Raw genomic sequence first — 19,334 nt, 5'->3', positions numbered from 1 at the left:
TGTCAACAAGCAACGGGGCAACCCCCTTCAATCAAATACAAAACAGGAATCACCCATGAGCAAAGTATTAGTGTTGAAATCCAGTATTCTGGCAGGGTACTCACAGTCTGGTCAGTTGTCCGACTATTTTGTTGAACAGTGGCGTGAGCAGCATTCCGCTGACGAAATCACCGTCCGTGATCTGGCGGCGAACCCGATTCCTGTACTGGATGGCGAACTGGTTGGTGCGCTGCGTCCGAGCGATGCGCCGCTGACGCCACGTCAGCAGGAAGCCCTGGCGCTCTCTGACGAGCTGATTGCTGAACTGCAGGCGCATGACGTTATCGTCATCAACGCGCCAATGTACAACTTCAACATCCCTACCCAGTTGAAGAACTACTTCGACCTGGTGGCACGTGCTGGCGTAACCTTCCGTTACACCGAGAACGGCCCGGAAGGTCTGGTGAAGGGTAAACGTGCGATTGTGCTGACCAGCCGCGGCGGTATTCACAAAGACACCCCAACGGATCTGGTGGCTCCGTACCTGAGCCTGTTCCTGGGCTTCATCGGCATTACCGACGTGAACTTTGTGTTCGCGGAAGGTATCGCTTACGGTCCTGAAGTGGCGACCAAAGCGCAGACCGATGCTAAAGCGGCAATCGACAGCCTGGTTGCAGCATAAGATTTTCCCCTCTCACCGCCCGGTGGGAGGGTTTTTCTTTTCCCTGTATTTCGTTATCATCCGCTCCCACTCTCCAGCCGGGCAGCCTGATGTCAGTCATTGTCGATACCTTTATTGCCCCACCTTGTCCTGATGAGATCGACGTTCTCTGGCAGGACGAGCATCTGCTGCTGATCAATAAGCCTTCCGGCCTGCTAAGCCTGTCGGGTAAGAACCCGCAAAATCTCGATTCCGTCCATCACCGTCTGGTGCAAACCTTTCCTGGCTGCGCGCTGGTGCATCGTCTTGATTTTGGTACATCCGGGCTGATGGTGATTGCCCGTAATAAAACGATAAATGCCGCGCTATGTCACCAGTTTAGCCAGCGCACCGTGAAAAAGATCTATACCGCCCTGCTTTGCGGGCATGTGAAACAGGACGAAGGGATCATCGATGCGCCGATTGCCAAAGACCCGGCGCTGTTCCCGCTGATGTCGATTTGCGCCATCAACGGTAAACCTGCCCGCTCCCGTTATCAGGTGGTAGTGCGGTGTTATCAGGGAACGGAACTGCCGCTGACGCGGGTGAAACTGATTCCGGAGACGGGGCGTACTCACCAGTTGCGCATTCACTGCCAGCAGTTGGGTCACGCTATTTTAGGCTGCGATCTGTATGGCGGTCTTGCGTGGCCCGGCACCGAAAAGACGCCGCGGCTGATGCTGCATGCCAGCGAGCTGGATTTTGTCCACCCTGTCAGCGGACAGGCGATCAACGCCCGTCACGCCGCCCCGTTTTAAAACGGGTTTACCACATTAAATCGTCAGGGATTTTAAAATCCGCGTAAGGATCGTCTTCGTCCTGCTCTTCCTGGCTTAGCGCACTGTTTAACACAATGCTGTCGGCATCGCGCTGGGCTATTTTATCGGCCACTACCGCCGGAATAATCGCATAGTCACAATCACCGTTGGCATTCATCACCAGACGCGCAATCGCCAGACGGCCGTTGATCAGCTGTGCCTGAGTCTGCTTATCCACCTCGATCTTTTTGATAAGATTACCGTCGGTGAAGTTAAACGTGATGCTGCCTTTTGAAATGGTAATGCGGTTCATCTCAATCAGCTGCTTCACCTGCGCTTTAAACTCTTTCGCCAGCACAGCCTGTTTTTGCTGTTCGCTCAGTTGTTTGTCACGCTCAATCTGCGCTTTTTTGTTCTCTTCTACCGCCTCTCTGGCCTCACGCGCCTGTACGCGTGATTTTTTCGCCGTGCGCTGCACTTTAGCCATTTTCTTGCTGCTGACTAAGCCTGCTTTCAGCATCTGCTCTTGTAGGGTGAGTTTTGTCATGATCGTTTCTAAACCGGTTGGAAATTTTAAGGATTATACCTGGAACTGAGCCGTTCATGAAGATAGCTCATGTTGCAGTGAAATTAAGTCACTTCCCCTCCCCCGGTGACTCAGGCATAAATGTGCATTATTAACTCTTTAGTAACATGAAAACCCAGGATACACGATCACGATGAGTAACGCTTTTACATTTACGCTGAAGCGAAGCGGCTTTGATGAGAATTATAATCCGTCAGAAAGAACGCGTACGACGACTAATTTTGCCAATCTTGCCAGAGGGGAAAAGCGGCAGGAAAATTTGCGCAATACGCTTGCAATGATTAACAATCGTTTTAATGCATTAGCCTGCTGGGATAACCCAAAATCCGATCGTTATTCTGTTGAGCTTGAAATCATTTCTGTTGATCTTAACATTGCGCATGAGGGCGGTCACCATTCTTTTCCGGCAATCGAAATATTGCAAACCTACATCGTAGATAAAAAAACCGATTCGCGTATTGCAGGCATAACAGGAAATAATTTCTCTTCCTATGTACGGGATTATGACTTCAGTGTTGTTCTGCCAGAACACAATAAGGGCCAATCCGGCTTCAGCATTCCGGACGATTTCGGTAAATTGCATGGCAACATCTTCAGGCATTTCATTCACTCCAGTGAATATAAAGAGAACTTTAAAAAAATGCCGGTGATCTGCCTGAGCGTTTCGAGTAAAGACATCTACCGTCGCACAGGAAACCTGCACCCTATACTGGGCATTGAGTATAAGCCAGAGGGCACATCGTTGACTGAGCAATACTTCGGTAAAATGGGGCTGCAGGTTCGTTATTTTATGCCTGAAAACAGTGCCGCGCCGTTTGCCTTTTATTTTACCGGCGACTTGCTGAGCGATTATACCAATCTTGAACTGATCGGCGCTATCAGCACGATGGAGACATTCCAGAAGATTTATCGTCCTGAAATTTATAATGCGAACTCGACAGCGGGTTATTATTATCAGCCAGATCTGAACCACCAGGATCACTCATTAACCAAAATTGTGTATGACCGGGAAGAACGCAGCCGGTTAGCCATTGAACAGGGTAAATTCACTGAAGAGTGCTTTATCAAACCTTATAAACATATTCTTGAGCAGTGGTCTAATAACTACCCGCTTTAATTCACTTATCCAAGGTCTTTTATTATGAAAACATTGCTCCCCACCTCAACGGCCGGCAGTTTACCGAAGCCGTCCTGGCTTGCTCAGCCAGAGACACTCTGGTCACCCTGGAAATTGCACGATGAAATATTAACTGAAGGCAAACAGGATGCTCTGCGTCTGTCCCTGGATGACCAGCTACGCGCGGGTATCGACATTGTCAGTGACGGCGAGCAAACCCGCCAGCACTTCGTGACAACATTCATCGAACACCTCAGCGGTGTTGATTTTGAAAACCGTCAGACCGTGCGAATTCGTAATCGCTATGATGCGAGTGTCCCCACCGTGGTTGACGCCGTGGCGCGTCAAAAACCCGTTTTCGTTGACGATGCAAAATATTTACGTCAGCTTACCCGGCAGCCGATAAAGTGGGCATTGCCGGGCCCAATGACGATGATCGATACGCTGTACGATGCCCATTATAAAAGCCGCGAAAAGCTGGCCTGGGAATTCGCCAAAATCCTTAACCAGGAAGCCAGAGAGTTAGAAGCGGCAGGCGTCGATATCATCCAGTTTGACGAACCCGCCTTTAATGTCTTTTTTGATGAGGTCAATGACTGGGGCATCGCCGCATTAGAAAGGGCCATTGAAGGACTTAAATGTGAAACCGCGGTACATATCTGCTATGGCTATGGCATTAAAGCCAATACCGACTGGAAAAAAACGCTGGGTTCAGAGTGGCGACAATATGAAGAGGCCTTCCCGAAGCTGCAAACCTCGAATATCGACATCATCTCACTGGAGTGCCATAACTCCCGCGTTCCCATGGATCTGCTTGAACTGATCCGCGGTAAAAAAGTGATGGTTGGAGCTATCGACGTCGCCACAAATAGCATTGAAACGCCAGAGGAAGTCGCGGATACATTGCGAAAAGCACTTCAGTTTGTCGATGCCGATAAGCTCTATCCTTCCACAAACTGCGGTATGGCACCGTTATCTCGTCAGGTTGCCAATGGCAAGCTCAACGCGCTAAGCGCAGGCGCTGACATTATCCGCAGGGAACTCTCGTCGCAATAACACGGCGATTTAAGTGCCGCACAAGGTTAATGCTGAGGCAGGTTATCAGTCCATGAACGGATAACCTTTCAGCATTACCTTAGTGCAACTTTATCATTTATCTACCAGGCTTATCCTTTTTGTTCATAAGGATGCCTCACGATGAGACGTATATTTTTAGCACTGTTTTCAAGCCCGGAATCGTTGCTACAGGTGATGAGCCAGCAGGAAATCATTGAAGCCGTGGAGGATGGTGACCGTATTATTATTGACCAGGACGGTAACGCCTCCGTTAACTATAAAAGCAACGACGTGCGACAAGACTTCCTGCGCCATGTTAACGCACTGAAGAGGGCGTAATATGGGAACGGCGATATTTATGGTGCTGATGGTGTGTGGTTACTGGTACACCAGCCGCGATCTCTCCACCCGCTTCAAAATCAAGCGTTCCTTCGGATGGGATGTTTATTTTCTCGTCGCGCTGTATGGCTGTATTTTCGTTCTGCAGGGCGTGCTCGCAACCGGCCTGCTCTGGCTACTGCTGCTCGCGCTTTCCGCTGCGGACAATACTTTCCATCTGACGTCTCAAAAGTATGCCGACTGGCAAATTGACTTTATGAACTGGAGTTTTCTGGGTATCCAGGCTCCGGTGGTCGTGATGCTGGCGTTCGCCATACTGTTTTGCCTCTACCGTTCTAACTGGGCTGGCAGCGCCAGGCTGGATGGTGAAGGCAGAAAAAAGCTGTATAAGCGCCTGGCACAGTCGAGCGGTATCGAACAACTGCTTTATCAGTGCATGGAGGAAGGTGAACTGGCGCAGGTAACGCTTAAGTCGAGGCGAATATATGTCGGCATGATCCATACCGCGACGCTGGAATATGAAAAGACAGCCAATATTGTGCTCATTCCGATGCTCAGTGGCTACCGTGACGGAAAAACCATGAACCTGTGCATTGAGCATAATTACAGTAAGTGGTACGCCGAACATGATATTACGCTTGATTCCGAGCCACAAAGTGCAATGGCCTTCAGAAAAGTGATTATGCTGGATCAAATCGAGAGTCTTTCACTGTTTGATCCGGCGAGTGCCAGCGCATTATCGATGGCGCAACGCGGGGAAAATCTGAAGCGCTAAATCTCAGCCCGACGAGAGCAACGATCTATTTGTTCGTTGCCAAATGAGTCGGTTCCTGAATTTATTCACATCATCATCTGGCAAGTACGGGCTTTTTAGAGTCGTTGTGTTGATTTAAAGAGAGTGCTGCAGTACGGGCAGACAAGTTGAGATCCTTTTTGGACACGGCTAAAACTATGTTCAGAATCTTTTGAGCAGTTCGGGCATGGGCATTTAACTAAGTGATTTCGACGAGCTTGTGTATTTTTACGTCCAGACATAGGCATCTCCTGATTTAAGGGACTGCCACCATACACGTTTCATGAGAATGTTGCTTGTATTTGTTACGCCATAACGTACAACAGGGCCAAAATACCCCCTGCCTTTTTCTTTCCGGCATCCGGTTGACGTTATGCGCCCGCTTACCTGCCCGTTCAGGAAGACTTCGGTTTTAAATTCTCACTAAACGTTGGCCGCTTACGCTCTGGCTCGATCTCTCGCAACGGCTCCACCTGGTGCATCGTTCGTTTACAACGCTCCACCAGCATCTGATACTCCCGCGTGCCCTGCTGCTTCCATGCCAGCTCCTGCTCGCTCAGCTCACGAATCGCTTTCGCCGGGCTGCCAATGATCAAATGGTTGGCCGGCATTTCCGCTTTCGCCTTAACAAACGCCGCCGCACCGACAATACTGTTTTCACCGATCACTGCGCCATCCATCACCACCGCGTTCATCCCCACCAGCGCATTACGGCGGATAATACACCCGTGCAGAATGGCGCTGTGACCAATGTGCCCGTCCTCTTCCACTACTGTATCCTGATCCGGAAAACCATGCATCACGCAGTTATCCTGGACGTTCGCCCCATCTTTCACCACGATACGGCCAAAATCACCGCGCAGGCTGGCGTTGGGGCCAATATAAACGCCTTTGCCCAGAATCACGTCGCCAATCAGTACCGCCGTCGGGTGAACATAGCTCTCTTCAGGCACCACCGGCGTCAGGCCGTCAATTTGATAAACAGGCATACCTTCTCCTTATGCGATATTCAGACCACCAAAACGCTGATAATAGAGCGTGCCGGGCGAAGGCAGTTCCCCGACAGAGGTTTCACCTTTTTCGCTGACAAACGCCAGCGCTCCCGGCGCAACGCGCTGGTAGATGTTGATACACAACTGCCGCGCGCTTTGCCCCGCCCAGTGCGCAGGGAGCAACTCCTCCGGCAGGAGCGGATCTTTCAGCACCACGCGGCGGTAAAAATGAATCAATAACAGCTGGATCTGGAAGCAGCGCGCCGGCGTAAGATCGTCCGGCGCGGCCTCTTTCAGTAATGGCAGTAGCGGACGGAATGAATCAATAAACGTTTCGTACAGGGTGTTTTGTTCGGTCAGTTGCCAGCACTCTTCAACCCGCGAGCGCAGCGCGGCGCGCGACAGCGCCAGCGGAGAATGCGCTTCGAAGAAGATGACATTTTCCGCCACGCCTGCATCGTGAAGCAGCGATTGCACATCCGCCAGATTCTGTGACGGCGAGGCCATCAGGCTCGGCGCTAATGTACCAAACCCTTGCCAGACTAGCTGTTTTTTAACGTCCGCGAGCGTGGTTTTATCCAGGCCTTCAGACAGCAGCAGCAGCCATTTTCCGTCCCACGCGGGCAGTTCCGCGCGGTAGATTTTACTCTCCGCACGACGGGTTAAACGCAGCCCTTTATCGCTCAGACGATAAAAGCTGCGCCGACCAATGCGGGAGACATCCAGCCAGCCTTCTTTGTTCAGGCGAAACAACGCAGTACGTACAAAACGTTCGCCAAATCCCATCCCTTCCAGCAGCGCCGCCAGGCTACCAAGCCAGATCTCGCCGCCGCGATGGGAAAGTGCATCACCGTATAAAGACGCGATGAGCGAGGTTCCACTGATGGGAACAGAGCTGACAGCATGCTGGATAAAGGCATCAAGTTTCATGTGATTCATTCTGTTGTATTTTTTGTCCTGGATGAATCATAGCATAGGAATCAGAGGTATACCCTCACCCCGGCGCACTCCCACGGGGTGAGGGGAAAATTCAACCGTTAGCCGCCACTTTTCGCAAATCAAACACCCGGCAGGCTTTCCCCTCGGAGCGCGGTATGCTGCCACAGTTGACGATCATCACGTCGGTAGAGATCCCGACCATTGATTTAATGCGATGGCGAAGCTGATGGCACACCTGGCAGCGCTGTTCGTGCGTCAGCGTTAAGCTGCTCTCTTTCAGCTCAACCTTCACAGAAAGCGAATCAAGATGTCCACGGCGATTCACTTCCAGCTGATAATGCGGGGACAGGTGTTCGAACTTGACGATCTCCTCTTCCAGCTGCGACGGGAAGACGTTCACGCCGCGAATGATCAACATATCGTCGCTGCGCCCGCTGATCCTGTCCATACGGCGCATGGTGCGCGCGGTTCCCGGCAGCAGACGCGTCAGGTCGCGGGTGCGATAACGGATCACCGGCAGCGCCTCTTTGGTCAGGGTGGTGAACAGCAGTTCGCCCTGCTCGCCGTCGCTCAGCACCGTGCCATCGTTCGGGTTAACGATTTCCGGGTAGAAATGATCTTCCCAGATGGTCGGGCCGTCGGCGGTTTCCAGACACTCCATCGCCACACCCGGCCCCATCACTTCGGACAGGCCATAGATATCCAGCGCCGTAATGCCTAAGCGTTTTTCGATCTCGCGGCGCATCGCCTGCGTCCACGGCTCTGCACCGAACACACCGACGCGCAGTGAACACTGGCTGGCATCGCCACCCATCTGGCGCTCCAGCTCCTCAATCAGGTTCAGGCAATAAGACGGCGTCACCATGATCATATCCGGCTGGAAATCGCGAATTAACTGCGCCTGTTTTTCGGTCTGGCCGCCGGACATCGGGATCACTGTTGCCCCTAAACGCTCTGCACCGTAGTGCGCACCCAGCCCGCCGGTAAACAGGCCGTAGCCATAAGCCACATGAATTTTATCTTTCGGGCTGCCGCCTGCAGCACGCAGGGAACGGGCAACGATATTGGCCCAGTTGTCGATGTCATTTTGCGTGTAACCCACCACGGTCGGTTTTCCGGTGGTGCCGGATGACGCGTGGATACGCACCACCTGCTCCATCGGTACGGCAAAGGTGTCGAACGGATAGTTATCGCGCAGATCCTGTTTAGTGGTGCACGGGAATTTTTGCAGGTCGGCAAGCTCTTTAAAATCGTCGGGGTGAACGCCCGCGGCATCAAACTTGCGTTTGTACATCGGGACATTGTTATAAGCGTGGTGCAGCGTCCACTTCAGGCGCGCGGTCTGCAGAGCCTGTAATTCATCAATGGACGCGGTTTCGATCGGATCTACCGTTGTTGTATTTGTCATTGCAGGGTACTCACATTGTTATTCGCTCAAACACGCTCAAGGATCATGGCAATGCCCTGACCCACACCGATGCACATCGTACACAGCGCATAGCGTCCGTTGCGTCGATGCAATTCATTGCTCGCGGCCAGCGCCAGCCTGGCACCGCTCATTCCCAGCGGATGGCCCAGCGCAATGGCCCCCCCGTTCGGATTGACGTGTGCGGCATCATCCGGCAAGCCCAGCTGGCGTAGCACACCCAGCGCCTGCGAAGCGAAGGCTTCGTTAAGCTCAATGACGTCCATATCAGTCATGCTGAGTCCGGCGCGCTCCAGCACTTTGCGGGTGGCGGGCACCGGGCCTAATCCCATCAGACGCGGTTCAACGCCTGCCGTCGCCATCGCCACGATACGCGTGCGCGGGACTAACCCTTGCGCACGCGCCATCTGCTCGCTGGCGATAATCAGCGCCGCTGCGCCGTCGTTCACGCCGGAGGCGTTCCCCGCCGTGACCACACCGTTCTGACGAAATGGCGTTTTCAGCGCGGCGAGTTGTTCCAGCGTGGTATCGGCGCGCGGATGCTCATCCACAGAAACCTCGCTGACGGCCCCTTTCTTACCCGTGATGCTCACCGGCACGATCTCCTGCGCCAGAATGCCGTTTTGCTGCGCCTGCGCGGTACGTTGCTGACTGCGCAACGCGAAGGCGTCCTGATCGGCTCGGCTGATATTTAACAATTCAGCTACATTCTCTGCCGTTTCTGGCATGCTGTCAGTTCCGAAGTGCCGATGCATGAGCGGATTCACAAATCGCCAGCCGATGGTGGTATCGAAAAGCTCCGCCTGACGCTGAAACGCGGTGGTAGCTTTGCCCATCACAAACGGCGCGCGGGACATCGACTCCACGCCGCCCGCGATCAGCAGGTCACCATCCCCCGCCTTGATAGCGCGTGCCGCAAAACCAATCGCATCGAGACCCGACCCACACAGACGGTTAATGGTGGTACCGGAAACCGTCTGCGGCAGTCCGGCCAGCAGCGCCGACATGCGTGCCACGTTGCGGTTGTCCTCCCCGGCCTGGTTAGCGCAGCCGAAGATCACATCATCAATGCGCTCCGCATCCAGCTGTGGGTAGCGCGCCAAAAGCGCACGCAGTGGCACCGCGCCAAGATCGTCTGCGCGCACTCCCGATAACGCCCCGCCATAACGACCGACCGGGGTACGAACACCATCACAAATAAATGCGTCACGCATCAGGCTCCTCCTGTCAGACTGCCGCCAGTGCGGTGAGATTTTCCGCGAAAGAGAGCGACGGTTTTCTGTTGTTGATTTTGAATTTCAATGTCGTACACGCCGGTCAGTTTGCCCTGGTGCTTCACCCGCGCAGTGGCGGTCAGCGTGTCACCGGCAAAGCCCGGACGCAGAAAATCAATCGCGCAGCCAGAGGCCACCGCCGCCAGACCCTGGCTGTTGCAGGCGTAGGCAAACGCGGTATCGGCCAGCGAGAACAGTTGTCCGCCGTGACAGGTTTTATGGCCGTTGAGCATCTGCGGGGTGATGGTCATGGTTACCACCGCATAGCCTTCGTCCATGTCGATAATGTCGATGCCGAGCGCCTGCGCACAGGCGTCCTGTTCATACATGGTGCGGGCGTTGTGCCAGGCGTTATGACTCATAGCTACTCTCCAGAAGCGCACGCTGGCGCAGCAGTGAACAGGGGCGATAACGTTCTTCGCCGTAGTGACGTTGCAGGTTTTCCAGCAGCGTTAACAGGCGTTGCCAGCCCAGGCGTTCGCCCCAGGCGATCGGACCGTTCGGGTAATTCACGCCGAGACGCATGGCGGTATCGATATCCTTCTCGCTGGCAACCCCTTTTTGCAGGGCGTCCAGCGCTTCGTTGGCAATCATCGCCAGCGTGCGCCAGACCAGCAGACCAGGGTAATCCGCTATCTGCACCACCCGTTTTCCCTGCTGTTGCAGGTAACAGATGGCTTTTTGCGTGGCCGCATCTGGATTACTGGACGCCACCGCGATAACGGCGACCTCACGCTCCATCCGATCCACCACCACAACCGGACGCTGATGACGCAGCGCCAGCGATTGTGCCGTCTCCCCCTGCGTTTCAATCAACAGCACGTCGTCAATTTCCGTGACACCGTCACTTATTCGTTCCACGTGGATCGGGCTAAAGCGCTTGCTGACCGTCTCTGACCATCCGACTTCAGGCTTATCGCCCTGCCAGTCGTAAACGCCTTTCCCGCTTTTTTTACCCATCCGCCCCGCCAGCACCAGCTCCTGTTGCACCAGCGACGGCAGAAAACGACGCTCCTGCCAGAAGGCATTAAACACGGAACAGGTCACCGCAAAATTAACGTCCTGACCAATCAGGTCCGTCAGCTCCAGCGGCCCCATCGGGAAGCCACCGCCTTCGCGCAGCGCAGCGTCAATCACTTCAGGTGTTGCCACCTGCTCCTCCAGCGCACGCCAGGCTTCGGAATAAAATGGTCGCGCCACGCGGTTGACGATAAAACCGGGCGTCGACTGGCAGCGCACCGGCTGTTTACCCCAGTTCATCGCCAGCTCGCACAGCGCGTCTGCCACTTCTGGCGACGTCGCCAGCCCGCTGACCACTTCCACCAGCTTCATTACCGGTGCCGGGTTGAAGAAATGCAGCCCGGCGACACGCTCAGGATGGTGAATGTCTGCCGCGATAGCAGTAACAGAAATAGATGAGGTGTTGCTGGTGAGCAGCGTCTGCGGCGGGCAGATAGCGGCCAGTTTCGCAAACAGCGCTTTTTTCACCTCAAGACGCTCAGAAGCAGCCTCAATGATCAGATCCGCTGCGGCCAGGGCCTGGATATCCGTTACCGGGAGCAAACGTGCAAGGATCTGTTCGCTGGCATCGGCAGACAATTTTCCGCGCGCCACACGCGACGTCAGGCGCTGGCGAATACCGTCAATGGCACGAGAAATCGCCTCTGCGGCGATGTCATAAACCAGCACCTGGTGCCCATGACTTGCGGCCACTTCAGCGATACCCGCCCCCATCGTGCCGCTGCCAATCACGGCGACAGTACCTATGTTCAGCATCTTATTTCCCCGTAAAGTTCGGCGCGCGCTTCGCGAGGAACGCGCTAACGCCCTCGCGGTAGTCGTCGCTGCGCCCGGCCAGGCGTTGGTAGTCGCGCTCCAGGTCAAGCTGGGCATCCAGGGTGTTGGTTTCAGCAGCATTGATCGCCTGTTTGATCAGCCCCAGTCCAAAGGTGGGCTGCGACGCAAAGTGCAGCGCCATCTGCTGTGCCGTAGCGGAAAGTTGCTCGTCATCCACCACCTGCCAGATCATCCCCCAGGCCTGTGCCTGCTCCGCGCTGAGTTTGTCACCGAGCAGCGCCAGCCCCATGGCGCGGGCGCGTCCGGCAACGCGCGGCAGCAGCCAGGTCCCGCCACAGTCCGGCACCAGGCCCAGTTTACTGAAGGCCATCACGAAGCTGGCTGAGCGGGCCGCAATCACCATGTCGCAGCCGAGCGCCAGCGTGGCACCGGCTCCGGCCGCCACGCCATTGACGGCACAAATCACCGGTTTCGGCAGTTTTGCCAGGCGACGCACCAGCGGGTTGTAGAAGGTTTCAACGGACATGCCCAGATCCGGTGCAGGACCATTCGGGTCTACGTTGCGGTCGTTAAGATCCTGCCCTGCGCAGAAGCCGCGCCCCGCGCCGGTGATCAGCAGGCAGCGGATAGTGTCATCGCACTCGGCCTGTTTCAGGCACTCAGCAAGCTGCTGGTGCATCACATCGTTAAAGCTGTTCAGACGGTCCGGACGGTTCAGCGTAAGGGTCATCACGCCTTGCTCTACATGACTCAGAATACATTCCACAGTTAGCGTCCTTTAAAGTCGGGGGTGCGTTTTTGTAAGAAGGCGTCGATGCCTTCCCGGCGATCGTCGGTCGCTGAGAGCAGCGTAAACAGTTGCCGCTCCTGAGCCAGCCCCGCCTGCAGCGGGACTTCCTGAGACTGACGCAGCGCCTGTTTCGCCACCTGAAGCGCCAGCGGAGAGTGACGCGCCATCAGTGCCGCCTGTTTCAGGGCATATTCCAGCGTCAGGGCGGGTGGGAAAACATCGCTGACCAGACCGGCGTTCTGCGCCTGCTGCGCGGTAATGCTTTCCCCCGTGAGGATCATTTTGCTGGCAAGGGATTTACCGACGCAGCGGATAAGACGCTGAGTGCCGCCTGCGCCCGACATAATGCCGAGGGTAATTTCCGGCAGGCCGAAACGGGCGTTATCCCCAGCAATCACCACGTCACACAAAAGCGCAAGTTCGCACCCGGCTCCCAGTGCGAAGCCGTTCACGGCGGCGATCAGCGGTTTGTTAAAGGCGTTGATCCGCGTCCACAGTTGAGGGCGAATGTCATTCAGGGTGGCGGGCAGATCTTTTTCCGCCATTTCGTTGAGATCTGCCCCGGCAGCAAAGCAGCGCTCGCTGCCGTGGATCACACAGACGGAGATTTCGCTATCCACTGCAGCGGCTTCCAGCGCGTCGGCAATCTGCAATAACAGCGCATTGTTGAGTGCATTACGTGCCGCCGGACGATTCAGCGTCAGTTGCAGCACGCGGCCATGACGGGTGACAATCAGTTCGCTCATGCCATCCCCTTCGCATCAAAATCAACCATCACGTCGGCGGTTAACGGCAGCGCCTGACAGCTCAGCACATACCCGGCGGCCAGTTCGTCCGGCTCCAGGCTGTAGTTGGTGGCCATGTCCACCTTGCCGCGCAGCACTTTGCATTTACAGGTGGCGCAGACGCCGCCTTTGCAGGCATACGGCAGATCCGCGCCCTGGCGAAGGGCTGCGTCAAGAATGCTTTCGTCATCCGCGGTCAGGGTGATTTCGCGGTCGCGTCCGTCCTGGCGCACGGTGACTTTCTGTCCTTCGGCCTGTACGCTCACCGCGCGTTTAACACCAGCACCCGGCGTGTTGAAGCGCTCAAGGTGAATCGCTTTTTCCGGCAAACCCAGTGCTTTCAGTGTCGCTTCCGCGTCATCCATCATCGCCGACGGGCCGCAAATAAAGGCTTCGTCGTACTGGCGGAAGTTGATCAGCGTTTTTGCCAGCGCCTGCAGTTTTTCACCGTCGATGCGGCCATAAAGCAGATCGCTGTCAAGCCGCTCCTGGCTGAAGATGGAGACCAGTTGCAGCCGCTGCGGGTATTTGTCTTTCAGGTCTGCCAGCGCGCCACGAAACATCATGCTCTGGCTGCTGCGGTTGCCGTAAATCAGCGTGAAATGGCTGTTCGGTTCGGTGGCGAGCGTGGCGGAGATAATCGCCAGCATCGGCGTGATCCCGGAGCCTGCGGCAATCGCCAGATAGTGGCCTTCCCGGTCGGCCTGCGGCTGGTAGCCGAAATGCCCCTGCGGAACCATCACCTCCAGCGCCATACCTTGTGTAATTTCATCACGGGCATAGCGGGAGAAACGCCCGTCTTCGATGGCTTTAACCGCCACGCTGATCTCACCCGGCGCGGCGCTTCGGCAGATGGAGTAGCAGCGGCGCAGTTCATCACCGTCAAGCGTGGCTTTCAGAGTCAGGTGTTGCCCTGGGCGGAAGCGGTACGCCTCCTGCAAAGCCTGTGGCACCGCAAAAGTAATGGTCACCGCGTCGCGGGTTTCGGGTTCCACCTTTGCCACTGTTAATGAATGAAACGTTGTCATGGCAGCCTCAGATGCATTTGAAATAGTCGAAGGGCTCACGGCAGGTATTGCAGCGATAGAGCGCTTTGCAGGCCGTTGAGCCAAATTCACTGATAAGCGAGGTATCGGTGCTGGCACAGCGCGGGCAGCTCACCTCTGCAGGTGCATGCGCGTGGCAGCTATGGCCCACGGGCGGGCTGATGCCATACTGGCGCAGACGTTCACGGGCATCGGCAGTCATCCAGTCGGTGGTCCACGCGGGATCAAGCTGCAGCACGATATGCACCGGGGCAAAGCCATGCGCGGTCATCGTTTCACGAATGGCACCCAGCAGATGTTCCGTGGCCGGACAGCCTGAATAGGTTGGTGTGAAGCCGATAACCCAGCCCTCGCCCTGCGCTTTCACGCTGCGCACCATGCCCAGATCGGTAATGGTCAGCACGGGGACTTCCGGGTCCGGGATCTGGCTTAACAGCGACCAGATCTGCGGGATCTCCGCAGGGGCAATCTCAGCAAAACGTTGCATTGCGACCTCCGCACTTACCACTGCTGGCCTGGGTAGACGCGCTGGAGATATTGCATCTCTGCCAGCATCGGCCCCAGATGTTCGGTATGCAGCCCTTTCTTGCCACCCGTGCGATACGCCACTTCAGAAGGCACATTCAGGGTGGCGTCATTCAGACCGGCAAACACTTCGTTTTCCCACGGCTGGCGCAGGGTGCGCGGGTCAACCGCCACGCCGGAGGCAATCAGTTCCAGCTCAACGTCATCGGCCTCGAACAGCTCGGCCGTAAAGCGCCACAGGTTGTCTACCGCCTGCTGCATTTTTAGCGAGGAGGCTTCGGTGCCGTCCCCCAGACGCACCAGCCAGCCGCGGCTAAAGCGCAGGTGATAGCGCGCCTCTTTAATCGCTTTTGCAGCGATGGCGGCAATCTGGCTGTCGCTGCTGTGGATCAGGCGCTCGTACAGCGCGACGTTCCAGGCGTCCATGAAATACTGGCGGGCGATGGTGTCGGCGAAGCTGCCGTTTGGCTGCTCCACCAGCAGTAGATTGTGGAACTGCCGCTCATCGCGGCCAAAGGCCAGCGTGTCTTCGTCGCCCTTGCCTTCCTGTTCGGCGGCATAGGTCAGGAAATTGCGCGCCTGCCCCAGCAGGTCGAGGCCGATATTGGCGAGCGCGAGATCAATTTCCAGCTCCGGCGCGTGGCCACACCAGGCCCCCAGACGCTGGGAGAGCACCAGACCGTTGTCGCCCAGACGCAGGGCATATGCAGATACTGTTTTCATCCCCAACCTCACATGTGCTCGATGCCATCAGGGATGGTGTAAAACGTCGGATGGCGATAAACCTTGCTTTCCGCCGGGTCGAAGAATTCACCGCTCTCTTCCGGTTGTGAAGCCACGATTTCGCTCGCCTTCACTACCCAGATGGAACAGCCTTCGCTGCGACGGGTGTAGGCGTCTCGCGCGTTCTCCAGCGCCATGCGATCGTCAGCAGCATGCAGGCTGCCCACATGACGATGGGACAAACCCTGTTTGGATCGCACAAAAACTTCATATAACGGCCAGTAGACATTGCTCATTGCTCTTTCCTCTTATGCGGCCTGACGGGCACGTTGTTTTTCTGCGTGAGCCAGGGCGGCTTCGCGTACCCACGCCCCGTCGTCCCAGGCTTTACGTTTCGCCGCCAGACGTTCGTGGTTACAGATGCCGCGCCCGTTAATCACTTCCTCAAATTCGTGCCAGTCGATCTCACCGAAGCGGTAGTGTCCGCTCTCTTCGTCGAAACGCAGATCCGCGTCCGGCACGGTCATGCCGAGCATTTCCACCTGTGGGACGGTGTTATCCACAAAACGCTGACGAAGCTCATCGTTACCAAAGCGTTTGATTTTCCAGGCCAGGCTGCGAGCGCTGTTTGGCGAGTTGTCATCGTTTGGCCCGAACATCATCAGCGCGGGCCACCAGAAACGGTTGATGGCGTCCTGCAGCATCTGACGCTGGGATTCACTGCCCTGCGCCAGCGCCATACAGGCTTCAAAGCCCTGCCGCTGGTGGAAACTCTCCTCTTTGCAGATTTTCACCATCGCGCGGGCATACGGGCCGTAGGAGGTGCGGCACAGCGCCACCTGGTTGACGATGGCCGCGCCGTCCACCAGCCAGCCAATCACCCCGATATCGGCCCAACTGAGCGTCGGGTAATTGAAGATGGAGGAGTATTTCATCTTGCCGTCGAGCATCTTCTGGTAGATGTCTTCCCGCGCGCAGCCGAGCGTTTCTGCTGCGCTGTAGAGATACAGGCCGTGTCCGGCTTCGTCCTGCACTTTTGCCAGCAGGATCGCTTTACGCCTGAGCGTTGGCGCACGGGTGATCCAGTTTCCTTCCGGCAGCATGCCGACAATTTCGGAGTGTGCATGCTGACCGATCTGGCGGATCAGCGTTTTGCGGTAGGCATCCGGCATCCAGTCCTGAGGCTCAATGGCCGTCTCCTGCGCTATGCGCTGCTCAAAGCGTTGTTCTTGCATCACACCCTCACCCTTTATGATTCACCAAAACATTTAACATCGCGACAATACGAATCACTTTGTTTCGTAAAAGTTACACAAAGGTTAAACATAACCCCAAGGAGTGTTTGTTTATTTTGTGATGTCGCTCGCAAGGCTTTTCGCAAATGCCTTGAATTCTGGAGTGTTGGCGGTTTCATCCCAACAAGCCAGATCACAATGTTAACAATTCATTAAAACTCAGCTTGATTTTTATGATTCATGATTAAACTATCTATAGTGAAATCACGTAACATCTGGAGATAAGCGATGCAGCAGTTAGCCAGCTTCTTGTCCGGTGCCTGGCAGTCTGGCCGGGGCCGCGAACGCAACATTCATCACGCCATTAGCGGCGAAGCCTTATGGACCGTGACCAGCGAAGGGCTGGATATGGCAGCCGCTCGCCGTTACGCCATTGAACACGGCGGTGAAGCACTTCGTGCAATGAGTTTTATTGAACGCGCCGCCATGCTGAAGGCGGTGGCGAAACATCTGCTCAGCCAGAAAGAACAGTTTTACGCGCTGTCTGCCCAGACCGGGGCAACCAGGGCCGATAGCTGGGTGGATATCGAAGGCGGGATCGGTACGCTTTTCACCTACGCCAGCCTCGGCAGCCGTGAACTGCCGGACGACACGCTGTGGCCGGAAGACGAGCTGATCCCCCTGTCGAAAGAAGGCGGCTTTGCGGCACGCCACGTATTAACCTCAAAATCCGGCGTGGCGGTGCATATCAACGCCTTTAACTTCCCCTGCTGGGGCATGCTGGAAAAACTGGCACCGACCTGGCTTGCCGGGATGTCCGCCATTATCAAACCCGCGACCGCTACCGCGCAGGTGACCCAAGCGATGGTGAAATCCATCGTGGAAAGCGGTCTGGTGCCGGACGGTGCCATCAGTCTGATCTGCGGCGGTGCGGGCGATCTGCTGAGCCATCTCGACAGCCAGGACGTGGTGACCTTCACCGGCTCCGCCTCCACCGGCCAGAGCCTGCGCATTCACCCGAATATTGTGGCGAACGCCATTCCCTTCACCATGGAGGCCGACTCCCTGAACTGCTGCGTGCTGGGTGAAGACGTTACGCCAGAGCAACCGGAATTTGCCCTGTTTATCCGCGAAGTGGTGCGCGAGATGACCGCCAAAGCCGGACAAAAATGTACCGCCATTCGCCGCATCATCGTTCCGCAAAGCCAGACGGAAGCCGTCAGCCAGGCGCTGATTGCGCGGCTGGAAAAGGTGGTAATGGGCGATCCGGCACAGGACGGTGTGAAGATGGGCGCACTGGTCAACAGCGATCAGCGCGCCGACGTACAGGAAAAAGTGGACTCTCTGGTTGCCGCAGGCTGCCAGATCCGTCTGGGTGGCAAAGCGGATTTGCGGGCGGCCGGTGCATTCTTCCCGCCAACGCTGCTTTTCTGTCCACAGCCGGACGAAACGCCAGCCGTGCATGCTACCGAAGCCTTCGGCCCCGTCGCCACGCTGATGCCGTATCGCAACGCAGACCACGCGTTGCAGCTTGCCCGCGCGGGCGGCGGTAGTCTGGCGGGAACGCTGGTGACGGCTGATCCGGGGACTGCTCGCCAGTTTATTGCCGGGGCTGCGCGTTCACACGGACGTATTCAGATCCTCAACGAAGAATCGTCCAAAGAGTCGACCGGGCACGGTTCTCCTCTGCCGCAGCTGGTACACGGTGGTCCGGGACGTGCGGGCGGTGGTGAGGAGCTGGGCGGGCTGCGCGCCGTGAAGCACTACCTCCAGCGCACCGCCATTCAGGGCAGTCCGACAATGCTGGCCGCCATCGGCAAGCAGTGGGTACGGGGCGCAAAGGTGCAGGAAGATCGCGTTCATCCGTTCCGCAAATACTTCGAGGAGCTGCAGCCTGGCGACAGCCTGCTGACGCCGCGGCGAACCCTGACGGAAGCGGATATCGTTAATTTTGCCTGCCTGAGCGGAGACCATTTCTACGCTCACATGGACAAGATTGGTGCGGCTGAGTCGATCTTTGGCGAGCGCGTGGTACACGGTTACTTCCTGATTTCCGCTGCCGCCGGGCTGTTTGTCGATGCGGGCGTGGGGCCTGTGATCGCCAACTACGGCATGGAAAACCTGCGCTTCATCGAGCCGGTTAAACCGGGCGACACCATTCAGGTACGCCTGACCTGTAAACGTAAAACGCTGAAGAAACAGCGCAGCGCCGACGAGAAACCGACCGGCGTGGTGGAGTGGTCCGTGGAGATCTTCAACCAGCATCACCAGGCGGTTGCGCTCTACTCCATTCTGACGCTGGTGGCACGCCAGCAGGGTGACTTGTAAGGCAAGTATAAGAGAGAAAGATGGTCTGGATGGCTTTGGGTAACCAAACCATCCAGACTGAACAACTTGTTTAACTTACAACCAGAAACACTACAGAAATTGACCATACAGAATGCAGGGATATGATTTGCGTCCGGGAATGTTCC

Annotated in this window: 22 protein-coding genes; 7 read left to right on the top strand and 15 right to left on the bottom strand. The window is 56.1% G+C overall.

Annotated elements, in window-relative coordinates; translation table 11 throughout:
* Positions 1-55 precede the first annotated feature (55 nt).
* Both azoR and EoCCA6_RS00915 read left to right on the top strand, forming a co-directional pair.
* Entirely contained in the window at positions 56-661 is a 606-nt protein-coding gene (gene azoR / locus EoCCA6_RS00920; RefSeq protein WP_152081042.1) for an FMN-dependent NADH-azoreductase, read from the top strand.
* Positions 662-750: 89 nt separating this feature from the next.
* Complete coding sequence (locus EoCCA6_RS00915) at positions 751-1,437, top strand: RluA family pseudouridine synthase (RefSeq protein ID WP_152081041.1); 687 nt, start codon at positions 751-753, stop codon at positions 1,435-1,437.
* A 7-nt stretch (positions 1,438-1,444) separates the two neighbouring features.
* On the opposite strand, the gene EoCCA6_RS00910 is transcribed toward EoCCA6_RS00915, so the two are convergent.
* Positions 1,445-1,984: a DUF2058 domain-containing protein gene (locus EoCCA6_RS00910; protein WP_152081040.1), complete on the bottom strand. Its 540-nt coding sequence runs from the start codon at positions 1,982-1,984 to the stop codon at positions 1,445-1,447.
* A 172-nt stretch (positions 1,985-2,156) separates the two neighbouring features.
* Here EoCCA6_RS00910 and EoCCA6_RS00905 point away from each other — a divergent pair, with 172 nt between their 5' ends.
* The 4 genes from EoCCA6_RS00905 (at position 2,157) to EoCCA6_RS00890 (ending at position 5,310) form a co-directional block, all read left to right on the top strand.
* Positions 2,157-3,140, top strand: coding sequence for a DUF1852 domain-containing protein (locus tag EoCCA6_RS00905; protein ID WP_152081039.1), 984 nt, complete (start codon positions 2,157-2,159; stop codon positions 3,138-3,140).
* Positions 3,141-3,164: 24 nt separating this feature from the next.
* Positions 3,165-4,196, top strand: coding sequence for a methionine synthase (locus EoCCA6_RS00900; RefSeq protein ID WP_152081038.1), 1,032 nt, complete (start codon positions 3,165-3,167; stop codon positions 4,194-4,196).
* A 141-nt stretch (positions 4,197-4,337) separates the two neighbouring features.
* Entirely contained in the window at positions 4,338-4,535 is a 198-nt protein-coding gene (locus EoCCA6_RS00895; protein WP_152081037.1) for a hypothetical protein, read from the top strand.
* Position 4,536: 1 nt separating this feature from the next.
* The gene (locus tag EoCCA6_RS00890) at positions 4,537-5,310 is read left to right on the top strand and encodes a hypothetical protein (RefSeq protein WP_152081036.1); all 774 of its coding nucleotides are present in this window, start codon (positions 4,537-4,539) and stop codon (positions 5,308-5,310) included.
* 95 nt (positions 5,311-5,405) lie between these two features.
* Here EoCCA6_RS00890 and EoCCA6_RS21610 read toward each other — a convergent pair whose 3' ends face one another.
* The 14 genes from EoCCA6_RS21610 to paaA form a co-directional block, all read right to left on the bottom strand.
* Positions 5,406-5,570: a YnfU family zinc-binding protein gene (locus EoCCA6_RS21610; RefSeq protein WP_215722009.1), complete on the bottom strand. Its 165-nt coding sequence runs from the start codon at positions 5,568-5,570 to the stop codon at positions 5,406-5,408.
* Between the two features lie 153 nt (positions 5,571-5,723).
* The gene (gene paaY / locus EoCCA6_RS00885; protein WP_152081035.1) at positions 5,724-6,317 is read right to left on the bottom strand and encodes a phenylacetic acid degradation protein PaaY; all 594 of its coding nucleotides are present in this window, start codon (positions 6,315-6,317) and stop codon (positions 5,724-5,726) included.
* A gap of 9 nt (positions 6,318-6,326) precedes the next feature.
* A complete protein-coding gene (paaX, locus tag EoCCA6_RS00880) occupies positions 6,327-7,259 on the bottom strand; it encodes a phenylacetic acid degradation operon negative regulatory protein PaaX (protein ID WP_152081034.1) in 933 nt (310 codons plus the stop codon).
* 91 nt (positions 7,260-7,350) lie between these two features.
* Positions 7,351-8,667, bottom strand: coding sequence for a phenylacetate--CoA ligase PaaK (paaK, locus tag EoCCA6_RS00875; protein ID WP_152081033.1), 1,317 nt, complete (start codon positions 8,665-8,667; stop codon positions 7,351-7,353).
* Between the two features lie 26 nt (positions 8,668-8,693).
* On the bottom strand, positions 8,694-9,899 hold the full coding sequence (gene pcaF / locus EoCCA6_RS00870) for a 3-oxoadipyl-CoA thiolase (RefSeq protein ID WP_152081032.1): 1,206 nt from the start codon (positions 9,897-9,899) through the stop codon (positions 8,694-8,696).
* Positions 9,899-10,321: a hydroxyphenylacetyl-CoA thioesterase PaaI gene (gene paaI, locus EoCCA6_RS00865; RefSeq protein WP_152081031.1), complete on the bottom strand. Its 423-nt coding sequence runs from the start codon at positions 10,319-10,321 to the stop codon at positions 9,899-9,901. The genes pcaF and paaI overlap by 1 nt, the downstream gene beginning before the upstream one ends.
* The gene (gene paaH, locus EoCCA6_RS00860; protein WP_152081030.1) at positions 10,311-11,735 is read right to left on the bottom strand and encodes a 3-hydroxyacyl-CoA dehydrogenase PaaH; all 1,425 of its coding nucleotides are present in this window, start codon (positions 11,733-11,735) and stop codon (positions 10,311-10,313) included. The genes paaI and paaH overlap by 11 nt, the downstream gene beginning before the upstream one ends.
* 1 nt (position 11,736) lies before the next feature.
* Complete coding sequence (gene paaG, locus EoCCA6_RS00855) at positions 11,737-12,486, bottom strand: 2-(1,2-epoxy-1,2-dihydrophenyl)acetyl-CoA isomerase PaaG (protein ID WP_420841614.1); 750 nt, start codon at positions 12,484-12,486, stop codon at positions 11,737-11,739.
* Positions 12,487-12,524: 38 nt separating this feature from the next.
* On the bottom strand, positions 12,525-13,292 hold the full coding sequence (paaF, locus tag EoCCA6_RS00850) for a 2,3-dehydroadipyl-CoA hydratase PaaF (protein WP_152081028.1): 768 nt from the start codon (positions 13,290-13,292) through the stop codon (positions 12,525-12,527).
* Positions 13,289-14,359 carry a 1,2-phenylacetyl-CoA epoxidase subunit PaaE gene (gene paaE / locus EoCCA6_RS00845; protein ID WP_152081027.1) on the bottom strand — a complete coding sequence of 357 codons (1,071 nt, stop codon included), beginning with the start codon at positions 14,357-14,359 and terminating at the stop codon, positions 13,289-13,291. The genes paaF and paaE overlap by 4 nt, the downstream gene beginning before the upstream one ends.
* Positions 14,360-14,366: 7 nt before the next feature.
* Positions 14,367-14,864: a 1,2-phenylacetyl-CoA epoxidase subunit PaaD gene (gene paaD / locus EoCCA6_RS00840; RefSeq protein WP_152081026.1), complete on the bottom strand. Its 498-nt coding sequence runs from the start codon at positions 14,862-14,864 to the stop codon at positions 14,367-14,369.
* Between the two features lie 14 nt (positions 14,865-14,878).
* On the bottom strand, positions 14,879-15,625 hold the full coding sequence (paaC, locus tag EoCCA6_RS00835; RefSeq protein ID WP_152081025.1) for a 1,2-phenylacetyl-CoA epoxidase subunit PaaC: 747 nt from the start codon (positions 15,623-15,625) through the stop codon (positions 14,879-14,881).
* Between the two features lie 8 nt (positions 15,626-15,633).
* Positions 15,634-15,921 carry a 1,2-phenylacetyl-CoA epoxidase subunit PaaB gene (paaB, locus tag EoCCA6_RS00830; RefSeq protein ID WP_003857353.1) on the bottom strand — a complete coding sequence of 96 codons (288 nt, stop codon included), beginning with the start codon at positions 15,919-15,921 and terminating at the stop codon, positions 15,634-15,636.
* Positions 15,922-15,933: 12 nt separating this feature from the next.
* Positions 15,934-16,863 (bottom strand): 1,2-phenylacetyl-CoA epoxidase subunit PaaA, encoded by a 930-nt coding sequence (paaA, locus tag EoCCA6_RS00825; RefSeq protein ID WP_152081024.1) that lies wholly within the window; start codon positions 16,861-16,863, stop codon positions 15,934-15,936.
* A 285-nt stretch (positions 16,864-17,148) separates the two neighbouring features.
* Between paaA and paaZ the strand changes: the two genes are divergently transcribed.
* Complete coding sequence (paaZ, locus tag EoCCA6_RS00820) at positions 17,149-19,188, top strand: phenylacetic acid degradation bifunctional protein PaaZ (RefSeq protein ID WP_152081023.1); 2,040 nt, start codon at positions 17,149-17,151, stop codon at positions 19,186-19,188.
* The last annotated feature ends 146 nt before the right edge of the window (positions 19,189-19,334 follow it).

It is taken from the genome of Enterobacter oligotrophicus (assembly GCF_009176645.1).
In the GTDB taxonomy this organism is placed as follows: Bacteria; Pseudomonadota; Gammaproteobacteria; order Enterobacterales; family Enterobacteriaceae; genus Enterobacter; species Enterobacter oligotrophicus.
This window is presented reverse-complemented; position numbering and strand designations above follow the sequence as displayed.

Bases quoted from the DNA above. Each gene is read 5' to 3' on its own strand.
- paaX (WP_152081034.1), bottom strand. From the start codon at position 7,259: ATGAATCACATGAAACTTGATGCCTTTATCCAGCATGCTGTCAGCTCT.
- EoCCA6_RS21610 (WP_215722009.1), bottom strand. From the start codon at position 5,570: ATGTCTGGACGTAAAAATACACAAGCTCGTCGAAATCACTTAGTTAAA.
- EoCCA6_RS00895 (WP_152081037.1), top strand. From the start codon at position 4,338: ATGAGACGTATATTTTTAGCACTGTTTTCAAGCCCGGAATCGTTGCTA.
- paaG (WP_420841614.1), bottom strand. From the start codon at position 12,486: ATGACCCTTACGCTGAACCGTCCGGACCGTCTGAACAGCTTTAACGAT.
- paaK (WP_152081033.1), bottom strand. From the start codon at position 8,667: ATGACAAATACAACAACGGTAGATCCGATCGAAACCGCGTCCATTGAT.
- paaB (WP_003857353.1), bottom strand. From the start codon at position 15,921: ATGAGCAATGTCTACTGGCCGTTATATGAAGTTTTTGTGCGATCCAAA.
- paaE (WP_152081027.1), bottom strand. From the start codon at position 14,359: ATGACAACGTTTCATTCATTAACAGTGGCAAAGGTGGAACCCGAAACC.
- EoCCA6_RS00910 (WP_152081040.1), bottom strand. From the start codon at position 1,984: ATGACAAAACTCACCCTACAAGAGCAGATGCTGAAAGCAGGCTTAGTC.
- paaF (WP_152081028.1), bottom strand. From the start codon at position 13,292: ATGAGCGAACTGATTGTCACCCGTCATGGCCGCGTGCTGCAACTGACG.
- EoCCA6_RS00915 (WP_152081041.1), top strand. From the start codon at position 751: ATGTCAGTCATTGTCGATACCTTTATTGCCCCACCTTGTCCTGATGAG.
- paaI (WP_152081031.1), bottom strand. From the start codon at position 10,321: ATGAGTCATAACGCCTGGCACAACGCCCGCACCATGTATGAACAGGAC.
- pcaF (WP_152081032.1), bottom strand. From the start codon at position 9,899: ATGCGTGACGCATTTATTTGTGATGGTGTTCGTACCCCGGTCGGTCGT.
- paaZ (WP_152081023.1), top strand. From the start codon at position 17,149: ATGCAGCAGTTAGCCAGCTTCTTGTCCGGTGCCTGGCAGTCTGGCCGG.
- paaH (WP_152081030.1), bottom strand. From the start codon at position 11,735: ATGCTGAACATAGGTACTGTCGCCGTGATTGGCAGCGGCACGATGGGG.
- paaC (WP_152081025.1), bottom strand. From the start codon at position 15,625: ATGAAAACAGTATCTGCATATGCCCTGCGTCTGGGCGACAACGGTCTG.
- azoR (WP_152081042.1), top strand. From the start codon at position 56: ATGAGCAAAGTATTAGTGTTGAAATCCAGTATTCTGGCAGGGTACTCA.
- EoCCA6_RS00905 (WP_152081039.1), top strand. From the start codon at position 2,157: ATGAGTAACGCTTTTACATTTACGCTGAAGCGAAGCGGCTTTGATGAG.
- EoCCA6_RS00890 (WP_152081036.1), top strand. From the start codon at position 4,537: ATGGGAACGGCGATATTTATGGTGCTGATGGTGTGTGGTTACTGGTAC.
- EoCCA6_RS00900 (WP_152081038.1), top strand. From the start codon at position 3,165: ATGAAAACATTGCTCCCCACCTCAACGGCCGGCAGTTTACCGAAGCCG.
- paaD (WP_152081026.1), bottom strand. From the start codon at position 14,864: ATGCAACGTTTTGCTGAGATTGCCCCTGCGGAGATCCCGCAGATCTGG.
- paaY (WP_152081035.1), bottom strand. From the start codon at position 6,317: ATGCCTGTTTATCAAATTGACGGCCTGACGCCGGTGGTGCCTGAAGAG.